The organism is Paraburkholderia phenazinium, from assembly GCF_900100735.1.
GTDB classification, from domain to species: Bacteria; Pseudomonadota; Gammaproteobacteria; order Burkholderiales; family Burkholderiaceae; genus Paraburkholderia; species Paraburkholderia phenazinia.
Genome location: NZ_FNCJ01000002.1, coordinates 104,019 through 120,114 on the forward strand (window position 1 = coordinate 104,019; position 16,096 = coordinate 120,114).

Genomic DNA, 16,096 nt, shown 5'->3' on the forward strand with positions numbered 1-16,096 from the left:
GTTTAACGATAGTACGAGACTCGGGTTGTATATCTAAAACGCATTTACAACATCGTGGTCGTGACGCGTCGTTCGACGCATTCGACGTTACTCGAAACACCGACAGCACAAAAACAACGCGGAGAATCACGTTGCTGCACCGAAAATTGATTGCCACGCTAGTGGCGAGCCTGCTTCCGGTTTCGGCCGCCTATGCGAGCTCGGACATGTCCTGTGACCCAAGCGCCACGATCAGGCAAAACAGCTATTCGTGTGCAGGCTTACCGATTCTGAGCCCCGGCAACGATACCCGGATCAACGCGATGCTGTTGATGACTGACGGCGGCGTACTTGCACAAGTCCTCCCGGACCCGGAATCCGTTCCGCCAGCGGACAGGACGAGCAGGCTCATCGTCCCGTTTTCATATGACTTCTCCGGCTGGATCGATATCGGTCAGAAGCAGCCGGAGACGTCGAGCGACTCATCGGCGCAAGGCGCGCAATCGGATGTCTATGCGGACGGCGAGGGCAGCATCTGCCGCAGTGTGACGTCCGGCGACAAGGCGTTCAACGACGCGCTGGATGCCGCGAAGGGGCTCCCGGGTGACGAGGCTGCGCGCTTGCGTGCAACGCGCGCCGAAGTGGCGAAGGCGTGCGCCACGGGCGGCGCCAGTGCCGCATGGACGAAGCCTGCAGGTCTCAAGTCCGCACTCGGGCAGCAGTTCGCGACCTATCTTGACGGTGCGAACGCGTTCTACAGGTACGATTTCGCGTCCGCCACCAAGGCTTTCGCCAGCGCGTCGCACAGCGCCGATCCGTGGCTTAAGGAGAGCGCGCTGTATATGGCCGGTCGCGCGCAGTTGAACGCCGCACAAGCCAACGCGTTCGGCTCCGACAGCACCACACCGGATCGAGCCAGCGTGGTAAAGGTTTCGCTCGGCGCCGCCGACACGGTCTTTCGGGCCTATTTGCGGATCTACCCGCATGGACGCTATGCGGCATCCGCAGCCGGTCTGCAACGTCGCGTCGCCTGGCTTGGCGGCAACGCGACGCAGCAGGCCGATCTTTACGACAAGGCGTTTACTCATTGGTCGCCGAAGACGTCGAATGTGCCACTCGCGCAGCTGGCGAACGAACTCGACAGCAAGTTGCTGTTGACGGATAACCTTGACCCTGGCCAGCTCCAGTCGCCATCCGTGCTGGCAATCGTCGACCTGATGCGGATGCGCGCCCACGACAGCAACGATTCGACCAGCAGCAAGCCACTGGCGCTCGACGAGTTGCAGGCACAGAAGCCGCGCTTCGCCAATGCACCGGCGCTGCATGACTATCTGCTCGCCGCATATCACGTGTATGTCGATCGCAAACCGGAGCAGGCTCTTGCGTTGTTGCCGCAGTCATCGGGCGCGTCGCTCGATTACTTTGGCCTAAGCCAGCAGACCTTGCGCGGCTTCGCGCTCGAAGACAGCGGTCAGGCGGACAAAGCCCGGCAACTCTGGATCGATCTGATACCGCTCGCGAAATTGCGCTTGCAGCGTGAAGCGCTGGAACTCGCGCTGGCGATCAACCTCGAGCAGGCGGGTCTTGTTGACCGCGTATTCGCTGACGATTCGCCGGTTCAGAACGCCGGCATTCGCGCGATCTTGCTGCAACACGCGGCGAATGCGAATCTGCTGCGCACGCAGGCGCAGAACCGGGCGACCAGCGGCCCGCTGCGCGACATCGCGCTGTATACGCTGCTATATAAGGAGCTGACGCGCGCGGACTACCCTGACTTCATCACCGACCTCGCGCTGGTTTCGGACACGCCGTCCGACGCACTGAAGCCGTTCACGCTGCCGGGTTCCACCAACGACGAGGGTTACGCGTGTCCTGCTGTGCGCGACGTCGCGGCGACGCTGCAACAGAACCCCGCCGACGCGAAAGGTCTGAATTGTCTGGCCGATTTCGTACGGCGTAATCCTCCCGTTTATGGCCTGATCGAAGACCCGGTGGTGATAGCGTCCGTGCACCCGGCGCCCGCTGGCTCAGCGAACGCATCGGCTACGCTTGGCAGCGCGCCGTCGCAATTTCCGGGTAAATCGTACCAGCGGATGAGCAGTTATCAGACGGTGATCAGCAGCGCAGATGCACCGGCTAATGAGCGGGCCTACGCGTTGTATCGTGCGATCAACTGCTACGCACCGTCGGGCTATAACGACTGCGGCGGCGACGACGTTCCGAAAGGCACGCGCAAGCAGTGGTTCACCACGCTGAAGTCCACCTACCCGCGCAGCAAGTACGCGCAGTCGCTGAAGTATTTCTGGTGAACGCGGGATGACGCGGCTACTTTGCGCCGCTCTGCTTTTGTGCGCGCGGATCGCACTGGCCGGCACGGTCGATCCCGCGCAGTACGACGCGTTCTGGCTGTGGGCAGGCGTAAAGCCACAGCCGGTATTGCACGACGCGCGCACCGTCTATGTGCTGCAAGGGCAGATCGAAGCGTCGCCGCAAGACGACGCGCAGGTGCGTTTCATCGCGCAGGGCGCCTCGCTGCCGCCGTTGCCCCATGCGGATGTCTGGCTCGTCTACCGAGCGCATACGCTACGCTGGACGCCGCGCGTCGAGCACATCATGCTGGCGCAACTCGCGCGCTGGCGAGCGTCGGGACAGAAGATCGCCGGGATCCAGATCGACTTCGACGCACACACGCTTCATCTTCAGGACTACCTCGATTTTCTGCGGGTCCTGCGCGAAGAGTTGCCGGCCGATTGCCGGTTGAGCATCACCGGGCTTCTCGACTGGAGCAGCCGCATCGACGCCGATCAGGTCAACCAGCTCAAGCGAATCGTCGACGAGGTGGTCGTGCAGACCTATCAGGGCCGCCATACGATTGCCGATTTCAACGCGTATTTGCCGCGCGTTGCGCGCCTGCAGTTGCCGTTTCGGATTGGCCTGATAGAGGGGGGCGTATGGGAGGCGCCACCGTATCTAAGCGCCAATCCGTGGTTTCGCGGCTATGTTGTGTTTCTGCGTAACGGGTGACGCAGAAACCCGGCTCGTGTGCGGTCCGGGTGCGCGCTATGGCTTTCTATCGGTTCTTGGCGACAACCTTACCCTTCGCACGGCCTGTTTCGACGTAAGCCAAAGCTTCTTGAGTTGATTCGAACGGGAAAACCCGATCGATCACGGGCCTTATGACACCTGTGTCGATGAGCGTGCCGATCTGGTTGGCTGTTCGCCAGCCGTAGCGCGCACCTGAATCATGCAGGCCACCTCGGAGAAGTACATGGCGACGAAGGCGTCCGCCGGCGTCGCGCCGACCGTCAGCAGGCCGTGGTTACGCAGCATCAGGTAAGTGTTGCCTCCGAGGTCATGAACGAGACGCGGCTTCTCTTCTTCATTGAGTGCAATGCCCTCGTAGTCGTGGTATTCGAGCGACGCCAGCACGCCGAGCGACTGCTGGGACAGCGGCAGCAAACCCGCCTCCTGCGCCGACACCGCAACGCCGTTGACCGAGTGGGTGTGCATCACGCAAAGGGCGTCTTCGCGCGCCACATGCACGGCGCTATGGATCGTGAAGCCGGCCGGATTGACGTCATACGGCGATTCGGAAACCTTGCGGCCGTCGAGATCGATCTTGACCAACGACGCGGTGAGCTCGTCGAACATCATGCCGTAAGGGGTAGTCAGGAAATGATGTTCGGGGCCGGGCACGCGTGCCGAGATATGGGTAAACACCAGGTCGAAAGGCCAAGGCATCTTGAGTCTGAGGTGCGGGGAAATCGTCATTCTGGATTTCGACCGTTTGCGAGCGGCGAGTCTTGGCGACTCGAGTCCGTGAGGGTGTCGCTTGGTTTTTTACGTCCGATTGGGGAACGAGGCGTGTCGCAACAGCTTAAGCGCTTCGTGCGCGAGATGGGCAAAGGCGGCGGTTCGATGCCGTTCCCCGGATTGCTGGCCGCCGATTAAACACAGGTGCGCGAGGCGACCGATAAGGTCCGCATCGACAGACGCCTCGCTTCGCGAGCGGCAAACCGAGATCGCGAACGAAAGCCGGGTATTGTCGACCCGGCTCTGATATTCGGCCACCAGCGGGTCTCGACGCGCCCACGCCCGGATGGCGATTTCTCTTCCGGGCCGCTTTTCCTCGGCGATCGCGAGATAACGCGTGAGCACATCCTCCAGACTGGAGCCTTCCGCTGCGTACTCGAGCATGCGGTCCGTGTAGTCCGACTCCCATTGCGCAAGCAGCGCACGGACAAAGTCCTCGCGGCTGCGGAAATGATGGTAGAACGATCCGCGAGTCACGCTTAAGCGTCGCGCCAGCCGTTCAGCGGAAACCGCCGAATATCCTTCGTGGTCCAGCGTATCGAACCCAGCGGCAATCCAATGGTCACGCGTCAACATTCGCTTTACCCCGAAAACGTACAGCCTGTGTATGTTACTGCTTGCGTCGCTAGACTGTGGCTTCGTTCATTTTCCCTTCCTTCAGCGGAAACGCCAAGGATCAATGGAGCCGCCAATGAAGAAAATTGCGCTTGTCGCTTTTGATCAATTCACCGACATCGACCTGTTTTTGATGTGGGATATTCTTGGCCGCAACCAGCACGATTGGCAAGTTCGCATCCTGGGCAAGCAAAGGGAGCTTCGATCCGCGCATGGCTTGGCCATCAGCACTCACGGTTCACTTGCTGAGGCGAATCAAGCCGATGTTGTATTGTTCGCGAGCGGCAAGGAAGGCGTGCCAGCCGCGATCTCGGATAACGCCTTCATGGGAGCATTTCAGCTGGACCCGAGCCGCCAGTTGCTTGGCTCCATCTGCGCTGGTGCGTTCATTCTCGAACGATTGGGCTTGTTGCCGGAGCGCCGTGCCACGACACACCCCGACGCGCGCACTGCACTGCGCGCTGCTGGAGTGGAGCCCGATGACCGGCCGTTTATGAGCGTTGGAAACGTCGCAACCGCTGGGGGCTGTCTTGCCGCCCTATACCTGGTTGGCTGGATTGTCGAACGTCTATTCGGCGCGGAAAAAAGGCGGGAAACGCTGCAGCCGGTACTCCCGGCAGGACAGTACGACGTGTACGAACAATTGATCGCATCGAGCATACGATAAGGCATCGACCAGGGCGCCGCCGGCTAAAGCAGATGAGAGGCCGACTACGAACCGTGGTGGTAAAACACGGACCAGTCGCCGAAAAAGCGGCCGTCGAAGGCAATCATGCCGTCTTCGAGGTCAATCGACACTTCATATTGTGGACCGAGCGAGCCAGTGCGGCCCACTTCCGGCTCGAAATCCGGAAAGAAGAGTTGTGCGATCGCGGGATCTTCGAAGCCGAGGTACAGATGCGCTCCGTAAGCGGTGCGCACATAGCGCAGCGGACCGATCGCCGGACCCTGGAAACCGAGCGCGCCCATTTTCGCGTCCAGACTGTCGCGGCCGTGAAAGAGCCCGAGATAGGTGCCCCGCGTGACGGCGTCCATCGAGCCGTGCAGGGGCAGCGCGCGGCCATCTCGACAGTAAAAGCAAGACTGCAACCTGGACGGCCCCGCGTCATGCCGGGCCACCTTGTCGACTGGCTCGGTTAAGGTGTAAGCGAGCATCTATCCTCCTTTGTCCGGTGTGCGATGCCTGGCAGTGGCCCTTGCAGCGTTCCGTCGTTTTATTCTGATGAACGCGTACAGCTCATCAATTAGTTATGCAAAATGTATAAAAAACGGAAAGTGCCAAAGAACATTGCCGCTGGCTGTTGGAGTGAAAGCACACCTATAATAGCGACCGCTACGACAGGGGCAGCGATGTTGCTGCTGGTGCCCGCTCTTTCTATGCACTTACGCTGTACTCGTTGCACTTGAAATGCTCTACACTCAAAACAGGTTAAATGCATAACCTGTTTTGAGTGTAGAGCATTTCGCTTGGCCTATCAAGCCGATTGCCCGCGCAAAACAGTCACTGCGTAGCGACTTCCAATCTTTATGCTCGACGCATAACGCACAACTTCCTGGGAAGCGGAGCCTTGAGTAACCTCGCCCAACACGTCCGGCTACTGATGCGCCAGAACGGAATAACGAGTGTCAACGAATTGTCGAAGCGTAGCGGCATAACGCTCTCAACCCTCCAGGCGCTCGTCAATGGCACCTCGAATCCGCGGCCTTCGACTCTCCGAGTGCTGGCGGACTTTTTCTGCGTGAGCCCCAGGGGTTTGATTTCCGATCTCTCGGGAACGGATACCGGGCCAGTTTCGTTTGAGTCCACTTCGGAAGTGCTGAGATTTCTGATTGACGACGTTTGTATCAGTGAGCGCGAATTGTCGAGACTCACCGGCGTCTCACAGAAGATCATCAACAATATCCTGCTTGGCCGCACGCATACGCCGACCGACGCATCGCTGATACCGATCGCCGAATTTTTCTCGGTTTCCCTCGAGCAACTGAGGGCCGAAGAGAAACTCGATATGTACAGACGCAAAGGCGAGAACAACGAGCATCGGCTGCAGAACTATCACATTCCGCTGATTCCATGGAGCCGTTTGCTCCTGCTGCCCGAATCCTTGGCGGATGGTTCGCTCGATCAGGTGCGTACCAAGTTCTCCGAACCTGAACTGTTTGCCACGAAGGTGGGAAATTTTCGCGCGATGGAGCCGCTCGTTCGACCGGATGATTTGCTGATCGTCGACTACCAGGCTAGTTTTTCAAGCGGCGACCTGTTCCTGATCCAGACGATTGACCGTGAGGTCGTCGTCGGGAACTACGCCAGGAAGCAGCAAACCGAAGTCATCCATTTTTCGGCCCCCAAGTTTGAATCCATGCCTCTATTGCAGGGGCGATATCGCAAGCTTGGCCTCGTCAAGGAGATCCGCCGCGATGATTGAATGGGATGCTACTCAATACCACGCTTTCATAGCCGAGCGTGTGCGGCCTAACGATGACCTGATCGCGAAGCTTCGAGGCGACCCGAAGCAGATCGCCGACCTGGGGTGTGGCGCCGGCGACTGTTCGACCCTCGCACTTCGCAGGCGCTATCCGGACGCAAGGATCTGCGCAATCGATTCTTCCGCTTCTCTGATCGAGGAGGCCCGCCGCAAAGAAGCGGCGGCCAACATCGATTGGCGCACGGGTCATATTGAAACCTTCGACGCCGATGAAACGCTCGATCTGATTTACCTCGGATCGTCATTCCAGTGGGTGCCCAATCACGCGGAGCAACTGGCACGCCTCGCCAAGCTTCTGTCGGCAGGTGGCACACTGGCAATACAGATGCCGAACATGTTCCACACGCCGTTTTACACATCGATCCTTAAGGTTGCCGAAGCGCCCGACTGGAGGAGCCGCCTGCAGGGGAAACTGCGGCAAGCTCCGGTCCTGGCAGCCAACGAGTATGCAGCCATCCTGGGCTCGCTGGGCGTGACATACGAAGTATGGGCATCAACATACGAGCAGCGGTTTTCCGGCGTGGACGGACTCGTCGAATGGGCTAAAGGCGCGCCGCTCCGGCCGATAAGCAGCCTGCTCGATCAAATATCGTTCGACGCGTTCTGCGACCTCTATGCCGGCCAACTGGCGCACCACTACAAAAACAATGATGGCTCGTGCACGCTCCCGTTCGAGAGACTGTTTATTGTCGCGCGCCGCCAGGCTTTGAACGCTTAAGCCGTGATCGAGCGCGCCGCCGTCACTGTGTGCAAGTGTGGTGGACGGCGCGAACGATCCGCCGCCCACACCCGTGTTCGATCTTCTCCCGTGCTTATACAGCCAGCGAGAACGGATTGAAATTCGTGTAATAGTCGTACACGTCCACGCCTTCGCGCTTCTTCAGCAGGTGCGAGGTGACATACAGCAACGGCGTGGCAACCACCTCCCACATCACCTTGACGACCACCATCAAAAACTGCAGCTTGATCAGGTCAATGACGGCCAGATTGTGATGGAAGGCGATGAAGCTGCAGACGTATGAGTAAACGAACTCGGCACACAGTGTCGAGACGATCGTTCTCAGCCAGAGGTTTTTCCCGTTGAACTTGATTTTCAGCTTGGCCAGAATGACGCCATTGATCGTGAAGCCAGCAATCATCCCGATCACATTGCCGATGATCATTCGCCATTGTTGATCCATCACCGTCCGATAGGAGTGTTCGTCAACGAACGAGGCGGGCTGCATCGACATGACCAGACTGGTCAGAATTCCAATCGAGATGTGGGAAACGATGCAGATCCATAAGGTCTGGCGCAACCTTGCATAGCCGTAAACCTCTTGTATGAGGTCGGCCATAAAATAAATGACGGGGAAGATAACGATTCCGCCGGGCAAGACGACGTTGACGCCGAAGAAGCTCGCAGATAGAAATCGATGCCCTAGCAGCGCGCAGAAGCACCACACCACTACGGTCAGTGCGACGAGGTAGGGGTAGAAAGCATACAGCGGCTTGTTGGCCCGTTGATAGCGGCCGAGAACATCGTGGTCGATATCGCCGTTCCTGAGAATGCTATCGCGCTGCACGACGGAGGTGATTTCGACCAGATCGTCGTAGTCGAAATTCTTTCTCAGGCTATTGTCGAGCAGGATATCTTTTGCCGCCTTACGGAAGACTTTCCCAGCCCTTTTGTTTCGAAGCGAGTACTTAACGACGGTCTCGCGTTCCTCCGACATTTCATATCCGCAGATCTTGTATGGCTTGGCGTGGAATGCTTCAAAGAGTGTTTGTATCAGCACGGCTCTCCCCAGGAGTCAGGAATCGGAATGAAATAATTTTTTGAATGGCGACGTCGATTTAAGTATCGATCAATGCGAGATCCGACCAACTCCCCGGATAGTCTCTTGATGCAAAAGAATCCGAACCTAGCAAGATTGATAGCTTGAAATATGTCGAAGAATCCTATTCCCGATGCATCGCAGTTGAAGCAGGGCTCACCGCCGATCCGAGAGATCTCAGCCTGGCCATCTACAGATATTCGCCGACGTTTTAATGGGGACGTTCGAATGTCGGTTCGCGGCTAATCCAGGTGGACGCCTCCGACCCTCAATTCGCCGTCAAGCGCGCGTGATGTTTCCAGGCACTGAAGGTTGTTAGATGGACGCGCGCGACTATACTTCAATCGTCTGACGAGATTGGGCCAGTGTTGGCATCGCGGGGAGAACCTGGCATGCGTTTTCAATCAAGGCTTCACCACGGCCAGGCCTGGTCACAGTCTTGGCCTCACGCCGGGCCTCACATAGAACCGCACGGGCTGCCCAAGGGCGTGCGCCCCCGCGGTCACACCGTGGCGACGTCGGCAAGGGCGAGATCGTTGCCCTGGAGCGGCCGCTGGCTCCGTGAAGAGCCGCGCGTGAGCGTGCAGAGCGATCCGCTCAATCGTCGCGTGCTGGTGATCAATGACAATGTTGCGACTCACCAGAACTTCCGCAAGATTCTCACTCGCCCCCTGGGCAGCGAAACTGCGCTGAGCGCGAGCCAGGCGTCGTCGTTCGGCGAGCTTCCAGCCGCACGCGCGGCGTTTGAGATGGATTCCGTCTATCAGGGCCAGGAAGCGCTGGAGCGGGTCTTGCGCGCGTTGGCGGAGAACAAGCCGTATGCAATGGTCTTTGTTGACATGCACATGCTGTCCGGGTGGGACAGCCTTCAGACGATCGAGCGACTCTGGCAAGTGGATCCGAAGTTGCAGTTTGCCTTATGCAACGCGCATACAGACTACCCTTGGGGGACCTTGACCAGGCGCCTGGGCGCAGACGACCGGCTGCTCATTCTCAAGAAGCCATTGAACAACATCGAGATCCGCCAGGCGGCCAGCGTGCTGACCAGGAAGTGGCAGATGACGAAAGAGGCAGCCCTCAAGACAAGCGAGCTTGAAGAGGTGGTCGAGGAAAGACTTAAAGCGCTTGCTGAAGCCAACCTCATCGTCCAGAACAGTCCAGTCATTCTTTATCGTCTGCGTGGCGAGCCTTCGTTTCCGCTCATCTACATATCGCACGAGATCACCAGGTTCGGCCACGAGCGCGCTGCGTTGCTCGCCTCGCCCGCGTGGGCCAATGAGCTTGTCGAACCGGACGACCATGCCAAGGTTGACGAGGCACTGGCGCGCGTGCTGGAAAAGAACGCCGCAGGCGTCGCAATCGAATTCCGCTTGCGCACTGGCGACGGCGCTTGCCGCTGGGTCGAGAATCGCTACGTCCCGGTCCGCGATAAGGATGGACGGCTAATCGAAGTTGAAGGGGTGATCATCGACATTACCGAGCGCAAGGCCGCGGAGGAAAAGATTGCGCGGCTCGCTCGAACCGATGCGCTGACGGGTTTGGCGAATCGGGCCCGCTTCCTCGCGCAGATGCGTCAGGCTTTCGCTGCGGCCCAACACGGCACGATGCCGTTCGCGATTCTTCTTGTCGATCTCGACCACCTCAAGCTGGTCAATGACAGACTGGGCTATCCGATCGGCGACCTGTTGCTTCGAGAGGTGGCGGCGCGTCTTAGGAACTGCACTCGCGAAAGCGACCTGGTTGCCCGGTTCGGCGGCGACGCGTTTGCCGTGCTGCAGGGCGAGATGGCCGAGCCGGCGTACGCCGGGATACTGGCTGCCAAGCTCCAAACGGCACTGGCAGCGCCCTATTTGCTCAATGGCAACGATGTGCGTCTCTCGGCGAGCATTGGCATCCGTGCGTATGTCCAGGGTGACAGCGGCGCAGATGCCATGCTGACGCAGGCCGAATTGGCGCTCCACCGTGCGAAGCAAACGGGCGGCAACCGGCATCACTTTCACTCTGACGAACTCGATCAGGCGATACTCGAACGTCTCGCACTCGCTGACGACTTGAGAGGAGCGATCGAGCGAGGCGAGGTGGAACTGCAGTACCAGCCCGAAGTCGAGTTGTCCTCCGGAAACATTCTCGGCATGGAAGGGCTGGTCCGCTGGCATCACCCGGCGCGGGGCCTGATTTCCCCCGGTGTGTTCATTCCGATCGCCGAAAGGGACGGCACCATGGCGGCGCTTGGGCACTGGGTGCTGGACCAGGCATGCCAGCAAATGAGAGCGTGGCGCGACGAGGGGGTGGCCCCGTTGATGATCGCAATCAATCTGTCGCTGTTCGAGCTCAGGAACGCTGAAGCGTTTGTGCGCGATGTCACGGAAACCGCCGCGAAGTGGCGTCTCGCGCCCGCTGTTCTGGAATTCGACGTGACTGAGGCGACACTGGCGAGGCTGTCGTGGGCACACAGCGACATACTTCCGCAGCTACATGCGCTCGGCGCGAAGATCGCTATCGACGATTTCGGTAGCGAGTACGCGTCATTTGAATACGTCAAGGATTACCGCGTGAACCATCTCAAGATCGCGCAATCGCTGATCCGCCGGTCTACCAACGATCCCGAGTGTGCGGCGACGATTCGTGCCATCGTCAAATTTGCGCACAGTATCGGGATCGGGGTCATTGCCCAAGGTGTGGAGACCGAGCAACAACGTGCGCTGCTGGCCTCGACGAATCGGGCGACGAGCGCGCAAGGCTTCCGTTTCAGCGAAGCGGTGGGGGCCGCTCGAGCCAGCGAGCTCCTGCGCCGAGGCCACATTGCGCCGTGCGCGGGGCCTATCGCGGAAGAGTAGGCGTGCGCACAATCCTCTGTGTAGCTTAGCAATCAGCCAGCCCGGAGCTCGCCAGGCCAAACGCGAACGGCTTGGCTAGTCTGTTCCACGAGTTCATCTGCGCGATCACTAACCTGCGACGTTGTTGCGAGCAGCCGAACGTAAAGCTCCAGGTTACTCGTCCGAGAGAATCTCGTGCGAGACGTTGTCAACCACGACGGGGCTTTCAAAGTACGTGACCGAAGGATCCGAACCGTACTTCTCCCGTGCTAAAGCCCTCCAGCTGTCGGTGTACACCGCCTCAGCTTCGGCGCGGGAGTTCCAGAGATAGATTCCGCCGCCTGCGCTCCCGTCTTGCGACAGGACATAGTACTTACGGAGAAGACCCGCTACGCCCAGATATTTCGGAGCTGTACTCAGGAAGAGCTTTTGTGCCTCTTCCCGTGTAATCGGCTTTGGCAACTGAAATGATGTGATGACAGTGATCATTGGATTTCTCACTTCGTTGTGGAGACGGTTAGATATCTTGCCCTTGATGCCCGCGGCTTTAACGCGGACGTTATGTGTTAAATAGTAACGACCGTCGAGAATTCATGCTTCCATACCGACCGATCGTTTCCGGTCGCGCGCCACTCAATGCGATTAGCATATTTCGTCGGAGGCGCTTCATCAGAACAAGCCTGACGCGTACGCGCGCCTCGCTGCGCCTGTTAAGGAGATCTTTCCCCGGGATCTGGCTGAAGGGTTTCGCGACTATGTATCTCTTCCTGCCGAGGAGGATTTCGCCCCTCACGGCATCCACCGATACACCACAACACTAGACCCGTTGTAGTTATCCTTCGTGACCACATACACCCCATCCGACCTCAGATACGCCCTGAGCCCATACATCGAATCCACATCATTCCCGACATCCACCGTCACCGGACTCGAGTTGATCAGCGTCGTATCCAGTTGACCTGTCGTGAGATTGAATGCGTCGACATTCGGCACTGTGTGGACATACCCAACGAAAAGATAATTTCCGGCTGCCGTAATCGACTTGGGATTGGCGCTGGTGAGGTTGATCACCGGATCGGGTTTGCTGATATTGCCCGCGCTCCAGCCGTGATAAACCTCGATCCTCGCTTTCATCGCCGTCCAGTCCCAACTCCCGGCGACGCCCTGCGCAAGAATCATGGTGTCGGTATCCGCCAGGTAGATGATGCGCGTCAACGGCCGGATGCTCTCAGGGATCGAGGTAACGATTCCTGCGCCCCACGTCGGCTTACCGTTGCCATCGAAGCCGGTTAGCGGGTAGTGATAGATGCGGTTGGTCCTATCGACGCTTGCCCATACATCGCCTCTGCTGTCGATGCAAAACCCGCCCGTGACCTGCAAGGTGGTATTGAACGCGGGGCCTGGAATCGATGCGTCCGGGATCGCGATGTAGCCATTGGCCGGATTGAAGTGGAAGAAGTAGAAGATCCCTGGGTTCTGGCCGGTCGCCACAAGAATCCGGTTTCCGCCGACCGTCACGAGTTGACCGAAGTGCTCGTCGCGCTGGGTGTCGTCCATGTTCAGGCGAGGGTCGGAAGGGTAGTCGAACGGATCGACGGTGTTCGCAACGAAGGTGCCGCCGGCGCTGCCCGTGTAAATGTTGGTGCCGCCATAGAAGTAGGCACCGTCGGTGGACGGATCGGGCGCGGCGAGCGCCTCGAAGTTGAGGGACTGGAGCTGCCATTGCAGGGCGCCGGCACTGTTGTAGGCGTGAATGTCGGTGCCGCCATTGCGGCCAAGATCCCAGGCGCCGCCCCAAGGGTTGTTGAGCACGTAGAGATTGCCGGCGGCGTCTTTGCCGATACCGACAATGCGGGTAAAGCGTTTGTCGCCCACCTGGCCTTTGATGCCACTGGTGGTGTCGAGATAACCGCCTTGAACGCCGAAGGTGCCGGCCAGAGCGGGCGTGCCGGAGACGTTGTAGAGCTTGATGTTCATGTCGGGGCCTTCGTCGCCCACCATCAGCTGGCCGGAGGATGCGTCGAAATACAGCGCGGACGGTCGCGAGGCAGCCGGCATCTGGATGATGTTCAGCGGCGCACCGCCCGGACTGAATTCGGCGATTGCGGCGGCATTCTTCTGTGCGACCCAGATATTCCCCGCGCTATCCACGGCAAGCGCGCCCGGAGTCGAGACCTTCATGTCCTGCTGCCAGACGCCGTCGGTGGTGAAGACGCGGACGCGATTGCTAAAAAAATCGCTCGCATAAAGGAGTGAGCCCGCTGTAGCGAGTCCAGTGATGACATCGGCCTTACTTACAGCATTCCACACGCTGACGGGGATGACGAGATCGCGTTTCTGAGTGACGCGGTTGTAGCGCCCGACCGAACCGCTGCCGTACGACGTGCTGTACTGCAACGCTGCGAAGATCGACGTTGCATTGCCGGTAATGGCGCCACCCTGGAATTCGCTGTGGATGCCGATGGAGCCGATGCTCGCGCCGTTCTGGTAGATGGCGACGCCGCCCTCGCTTTCGTCCCAGAACGATGCGGTATAAATAACGCCTTCGGGCGCGACCCACATCGAGCGCGCCGTGTTGCCCACGTGCGTGGCGAGGGTTCCAAAGGTGTTCGCCAACCAGTCGGTGCTGTACTGCGCCTGACAGGGTGATGCAATCAGCGCATTTGCCGCGCTCAGCACGATCAGTACGCCAAGCAGTGCAGCGCGGATTTGTTTCTGGACCATGAGTGATGCCCTCCGGATGGCAGTCACTCAAAAATGTAACTCGCTGTTTGCGAGGATGGTCAGAAAATCTGAAAATATGCCGCGTCAGCGAACAGGCCGTTGCTTGAGTGCCCGCCTCGTTCACGCACCATCGTCAACCGCGAACAACCCATGTTCCGGCTCGATCGCTTCGTTATCGACACATTGCACGTGCCAGTGGCCGCTCATCAGCGTGCGTGCGCGTTCGGTGCACCACTGCGCACGTCCGGTCTCGCCTTCGAACGGCCCCTGCGCGTGGTTTAGATCGAGTCCTTCGAGCACACAGACGGGCATCCCATCCTCCGGCCCACACACCAGGGTGTTGCCGCAATCCATGCGCAGCAATCCCCACGCTGGCAACTCGAGCCCGAGATGGCCTTCGCGCGACCATTTACGTGTCTCCTTGTCGAGCCACAGGATCGCAAACGCCATGGGATGGACACGATTGAACGTGTCGAGGTGGACGGTGAGACGCATGACCATTCTCCAAAACATGCCTGCGCGTTCAGACTCGCGCGAGACCTTCGAGATCGAGAATCCTGATGTTCTTGCCGCGTGTATCGACCAGACCGTCGCGCTGAAACTTCGACAGCATGCGGCTGACGGTTTCAAGCTTCATGCCGAGGTAGCTGCCAATTTCTTCGCGGGTCATGCGCAGGTGAAATTCAGCCGGCGAATAACCGCGTAGCTTGAGCCGCTCCGAGAGATTAAGCAGGAACGCCGCTACCCGTTGTTCGGCCGTCATCGTGCCGAGCAACATCATTTGCGTAGACTCGCGCACGATCTCGCTGCCCATCATGCGGTGCACATGCTGCTGGACGGCCTTGACATCGCGGCACATCGCTTCGAGCAGATGGAACGGGATCATGCACACTTTGCTGTCTTCGAGCGCCACTGCGTCGCAGCGATGGTACCCGGAGCAGATGCCGTCGAGTCCGAGCGAGTCGCCTGCAAGATGAAAACCGGTGACTTGCTCGCGGCCGTCGCGATGCATGACCTGGGTCTTGAACGAGCCGGCACGCACCGCGTAGATGCTCTGGAACGAGTCGTTGGCACGATACAGCGACTCGCCCTGCTTGATGGTGCGCGAGGGGCAGATCAACGCTTCCATTCGCTCCAGTTCGGCCGCAGTCAGGCCTTGTGGCATGCAGATCGAGCGCATCGAGCAGTTCGTGCAGCGCACGGCGTCCTTGCGCGAGAGGCGCTCCGCCCCTGTGGCTGGCGCGGCCGGTTGTGATGTCCGCAGCGTGGTGACCGGCAGCGTGACTGCGGGGTAATCGACGACGTCAGACATGGTGTGCTCCTGTATCGGCAAAGCCGCGCGCGCAGCGTTCGTTGGCAATCCGCTCAATCGTGTTGCGCGCTAGTTCGAACTCGCTCGTCTTGTCAAAGAAGTAGTGTGCGCCGCTCGACAAGCAGGCTTGCCGAAAACACGTACCTGAATGATTCGACAGCACCATGGCGATGACCGGTGTCGTGCGCTCGGCGAGCCGTGCCAGCAGATCCATGCCGGTACTGCCCGTCAGATGCCACTCCAGCACGACGAGGTCAGCGGCGCTCGCTTCAATACCCGCAAGCGCTACGCCCGTCTCTTCGGCCTCGCCCACGATCTCGACCCCCTCGATCGACCCCAACAGCGTGGCCATGCGTCGCCTGATCGGAGCAGCATCGTCGACGAGGAACACTTTCAGCGGGGGGCGTGAGGCAGTGGAGTTCATGGCTCGAAGTATCGCTGCCGCTATCTCGAAATAAAATCGGCGCGGAACGAAGTTCGAGTAGGGATGTGCGAAGTTGTGTAGGGGGATTCCTACACGCTTCGCTGAGGTCGCGA

The 16,096-nt window shown here is 59.3% G+C and carries 15 protein-coding genes and 1 pseudogene; 6 read left to right on the forward strand and 10 right to left on the reverse strand.

Annotated features, from left to right (window positions below; translation table 11 throughout):
- Window positions 1-131: 131 nt before the first annotated feature.
- Window positions 132-2,288: a PA5441 family protein gene (locus BLQ92_RS04325; RefSeq protein WP_244106312.1), complete on the forward strand. Its 2,157-nt coding sequence runs from the start codon at window positions 132-134 to the stop codon at window positions 2,286-2,288.
- A 7-nt stretch (window positions 2,289-2,295) separates the two neighbouring features.
- Window positions 2,296-3,003 carry a DUF3142 domain-containing protein gene (locus tag BLQ92_RS04330; protein ID WP_090682045.1) on the forward strand — a complete coding sequence of 236 codons (708 nt, stop codon included), beginning with the start codon at window positions 2,296-2,298 and terminating at the stop codon, window positions 3,001-3,003.
- A gap of 46 nt (window positions 3,004-3,049) precedes the next feature.
- Here BLQ92_RS04330 and BLQ92_RS04335 read toward each other — a convergent pair.
- From BLQ92_RS04335 to BLQ92_RS04345, 3 genes and pseudogenes are all read right to left on the reverse strand, one after another.
- Window positions 3,050-3,187, reverse strand: a pseudogene (locus BLQ92_RS04335) (zinc-binding dehydrogenase); the annotation flags it as partial.
- Window positions 3,154-3,750 (reverse strand): class II aldolase/adducin family protein, encoded by a 597-nt coding sequence (locus BLQ92_RS04340; protein WP_090682048.1) that lies wholly within the window; start codon window positions 3,748-3,750, stop codon window positions 3,154-3,156. The gene BLQ92_RS04340 and the pseudogene BLQ92_RS04335, both read right to left, overlap by 34 nt.
- A 69-nt stretch (window positions 3,751-3,819) precedes the next feature.
- Window positions 3,820-4,368 (reverse strand): TetR/AcrR family transcriptional regulator, encoded by a 549-nt coding sequence (locus BLQ92_RS04345; RefSeq protein ID WP_090682051.1) that lies wholly within the window; start codon window positions 4,366-4,368, stop codon window positions 3,820-3,822.
- Window positions 4,369-4,483: 115 nt separating this feature from the next.
- Between BLQ92_RS04345 and BLQ92_RS04350 the strand changes: the two genes are divergently transcribed.
- Window positions 4,484-5,074, forward strand: coding sequence for a DJ-1/PfpI family protein (locus tag BLQ92_RS04350; RefSeq protein ID WP_090682052.1), 591 nt, complete (start codon window positions 4,484-4,486; stop codon window positions 5,072-5,074).
- A 44-nt stretch (window positions 5,075-5,118) separates the two neighbouring features.
- Here BLQ92_RS04350 and BLQ92_RS04355 read toward each other — a convergent pair whose 3' ends face one another.
- Window positions 5,119-5,562, reverse strand: coding sequence for a hypothetical protein (locus BLQ92_RS04355; protein WP_143016505.1), 444 nt, complete (start codon window positions 5,560-5,562; stop codon window positions 5,119-5,121).
- Window positions 5,563-5,975: 413 nt separating this feature from the next.
- Here BLQ92_RS04355 and BLQ92_RS04360 point away from each other — a divergent pair, with 413 nt between their 5' ends.
- Both BLQ92_RS04360 and BLQ92_RS04365 read left to right on the forward strand, forming a co-directional pair.
- The gene (locus BLQ92_RS04360) at window positions 5,976-6,830 is read left to right on the forward strand and encodes a helix-turn-helix domain-containing protein (RefSeq protein ID WP_143016506.1); all 855 of its coding nucleotides are present in this window, start codon (window positions 5,976-5,978) and stop codon (window positions 6,828-6,830) included.
- A complete protein-coding gene (locus BLQ92_RS04365; RefSeq protein ID WP_090682058.1) occupies window positions 6,823-7,608 on the forward strand; it encodes a methyltransferase domain-containing protein in 786 nt (261 codons plus the stop codon). Before BLQ92_RS04360 ends, BLQ92_RS04365 begins: the two co-directional genes overlap by 8 nt.
- Window positions 7,609-7,702: 94 nt before the next feature.
- Here BLQ92_RS04365 and BLQ92_RS04370 read toward each other — a convergent pair whose 3' ends face one another.
- Entirely contained in the window at window positions 7,703-8,668 is a 966-nt protein-coding gene (locus BLQ92_RS04370) for a queuosine precursor transporter (RefSeq protein WP_143016507.1), read from the reverse strand.
- A gap of 614 nt (window positions 8,669-9,282) precedes the next feature.
- Between BLQ92_RS04370 and BLQ92_RS04375 the strand changes: the two genes are divergently transcribed.
- The gene (locus BLQ92_RS04375) at window positions 9,283-11,544 is read left to right on the forward strand and encodes a putative bifunctional diguanylate cyclase/phosphodiesterase (protein ID WP_244106313.1); all 2,262 of its coding nucleotides are present in this window, start codon (window positions 9,283-9,285) and stop codon (window positions 11,542-11,544) included.
- A 153-nt stretch (window positions 11,545-11,697) separates the two neighbouring features.
- Here the strand turns inward: BLQ92_RS04375 and BLQ92_RS04380 are convergent, their stop codons facing one another.
- The 5 genes from BLQ92_RS04380 to BLQ92_RS04400 all read right to left on the reverse strand — a co-directional run bounded on the left by BLQ92_RS04380 (window position 11,698) and on the right by BLQ92_RS04400 (window position 15,983).
- Window positions 11,698-12,012: a monooxygenase gene (locus BLQ92_RS04380; RefSeq protein WP_090682063.1), complete on the reverse strand. Its 315-nt coding sequence runs from the start codon at window positions 12,010-12,012 to the stop codon at window positions 11,698-11,700.
- A gap of 300 nt (window positions 12,013-12,312) precedes the next feature.
- Window positions 12,313-14,247 (reverse strand): SMP-30/gluconolactonase/LRE family protein, encoded by a 1,935-nt coding sequence (locus BLQ92_RS04385; protein WP_090682065.1) that lies wholly within the window; start codon window positions 14,245-14,247, stop codon window positions 12,313-12,315.
- Between the two features lie 120 nt (window positions 14,248-14,367).
- Complete coding sequence (locus BLQ92_RS04390) at window positions 14,368-14,742, reverse strand: DUF3564 domain-containing protein (protein ID WP_090682066.1); 375 nt, start codon at window positions 14,740-14,742, stop codon at window positions 14,368-14,370.
- Between the two features lie 28 nt (window positions 14,743-14,770).
- Entirely contained in the window at window positions 14,771-15,559 is a 789-nt protein-coding gene (gene fnr, locus BLQ92_RS04395; RefSeq protein ID WP_090682068.1) for a fumarate/nitrate reduction transcriptional regulator Fnr, read from the reverse strand.
- A complete protein-coding gene (locus tag BLQ92_RS04400) occupies window positions 15,552-15,983 on the reverse strand; it encodes a response regulator (RefSeq protein ID WP_090682070.1) in 432 nt (143 codons plus the stop codon). The genes fnr and BLQ92_RS04400 overlap by 8 nt, the downstream gene beginning before the upstream one ends.
- Window positions 15,984-16,096: the final 113 nt, after the last annotated feature.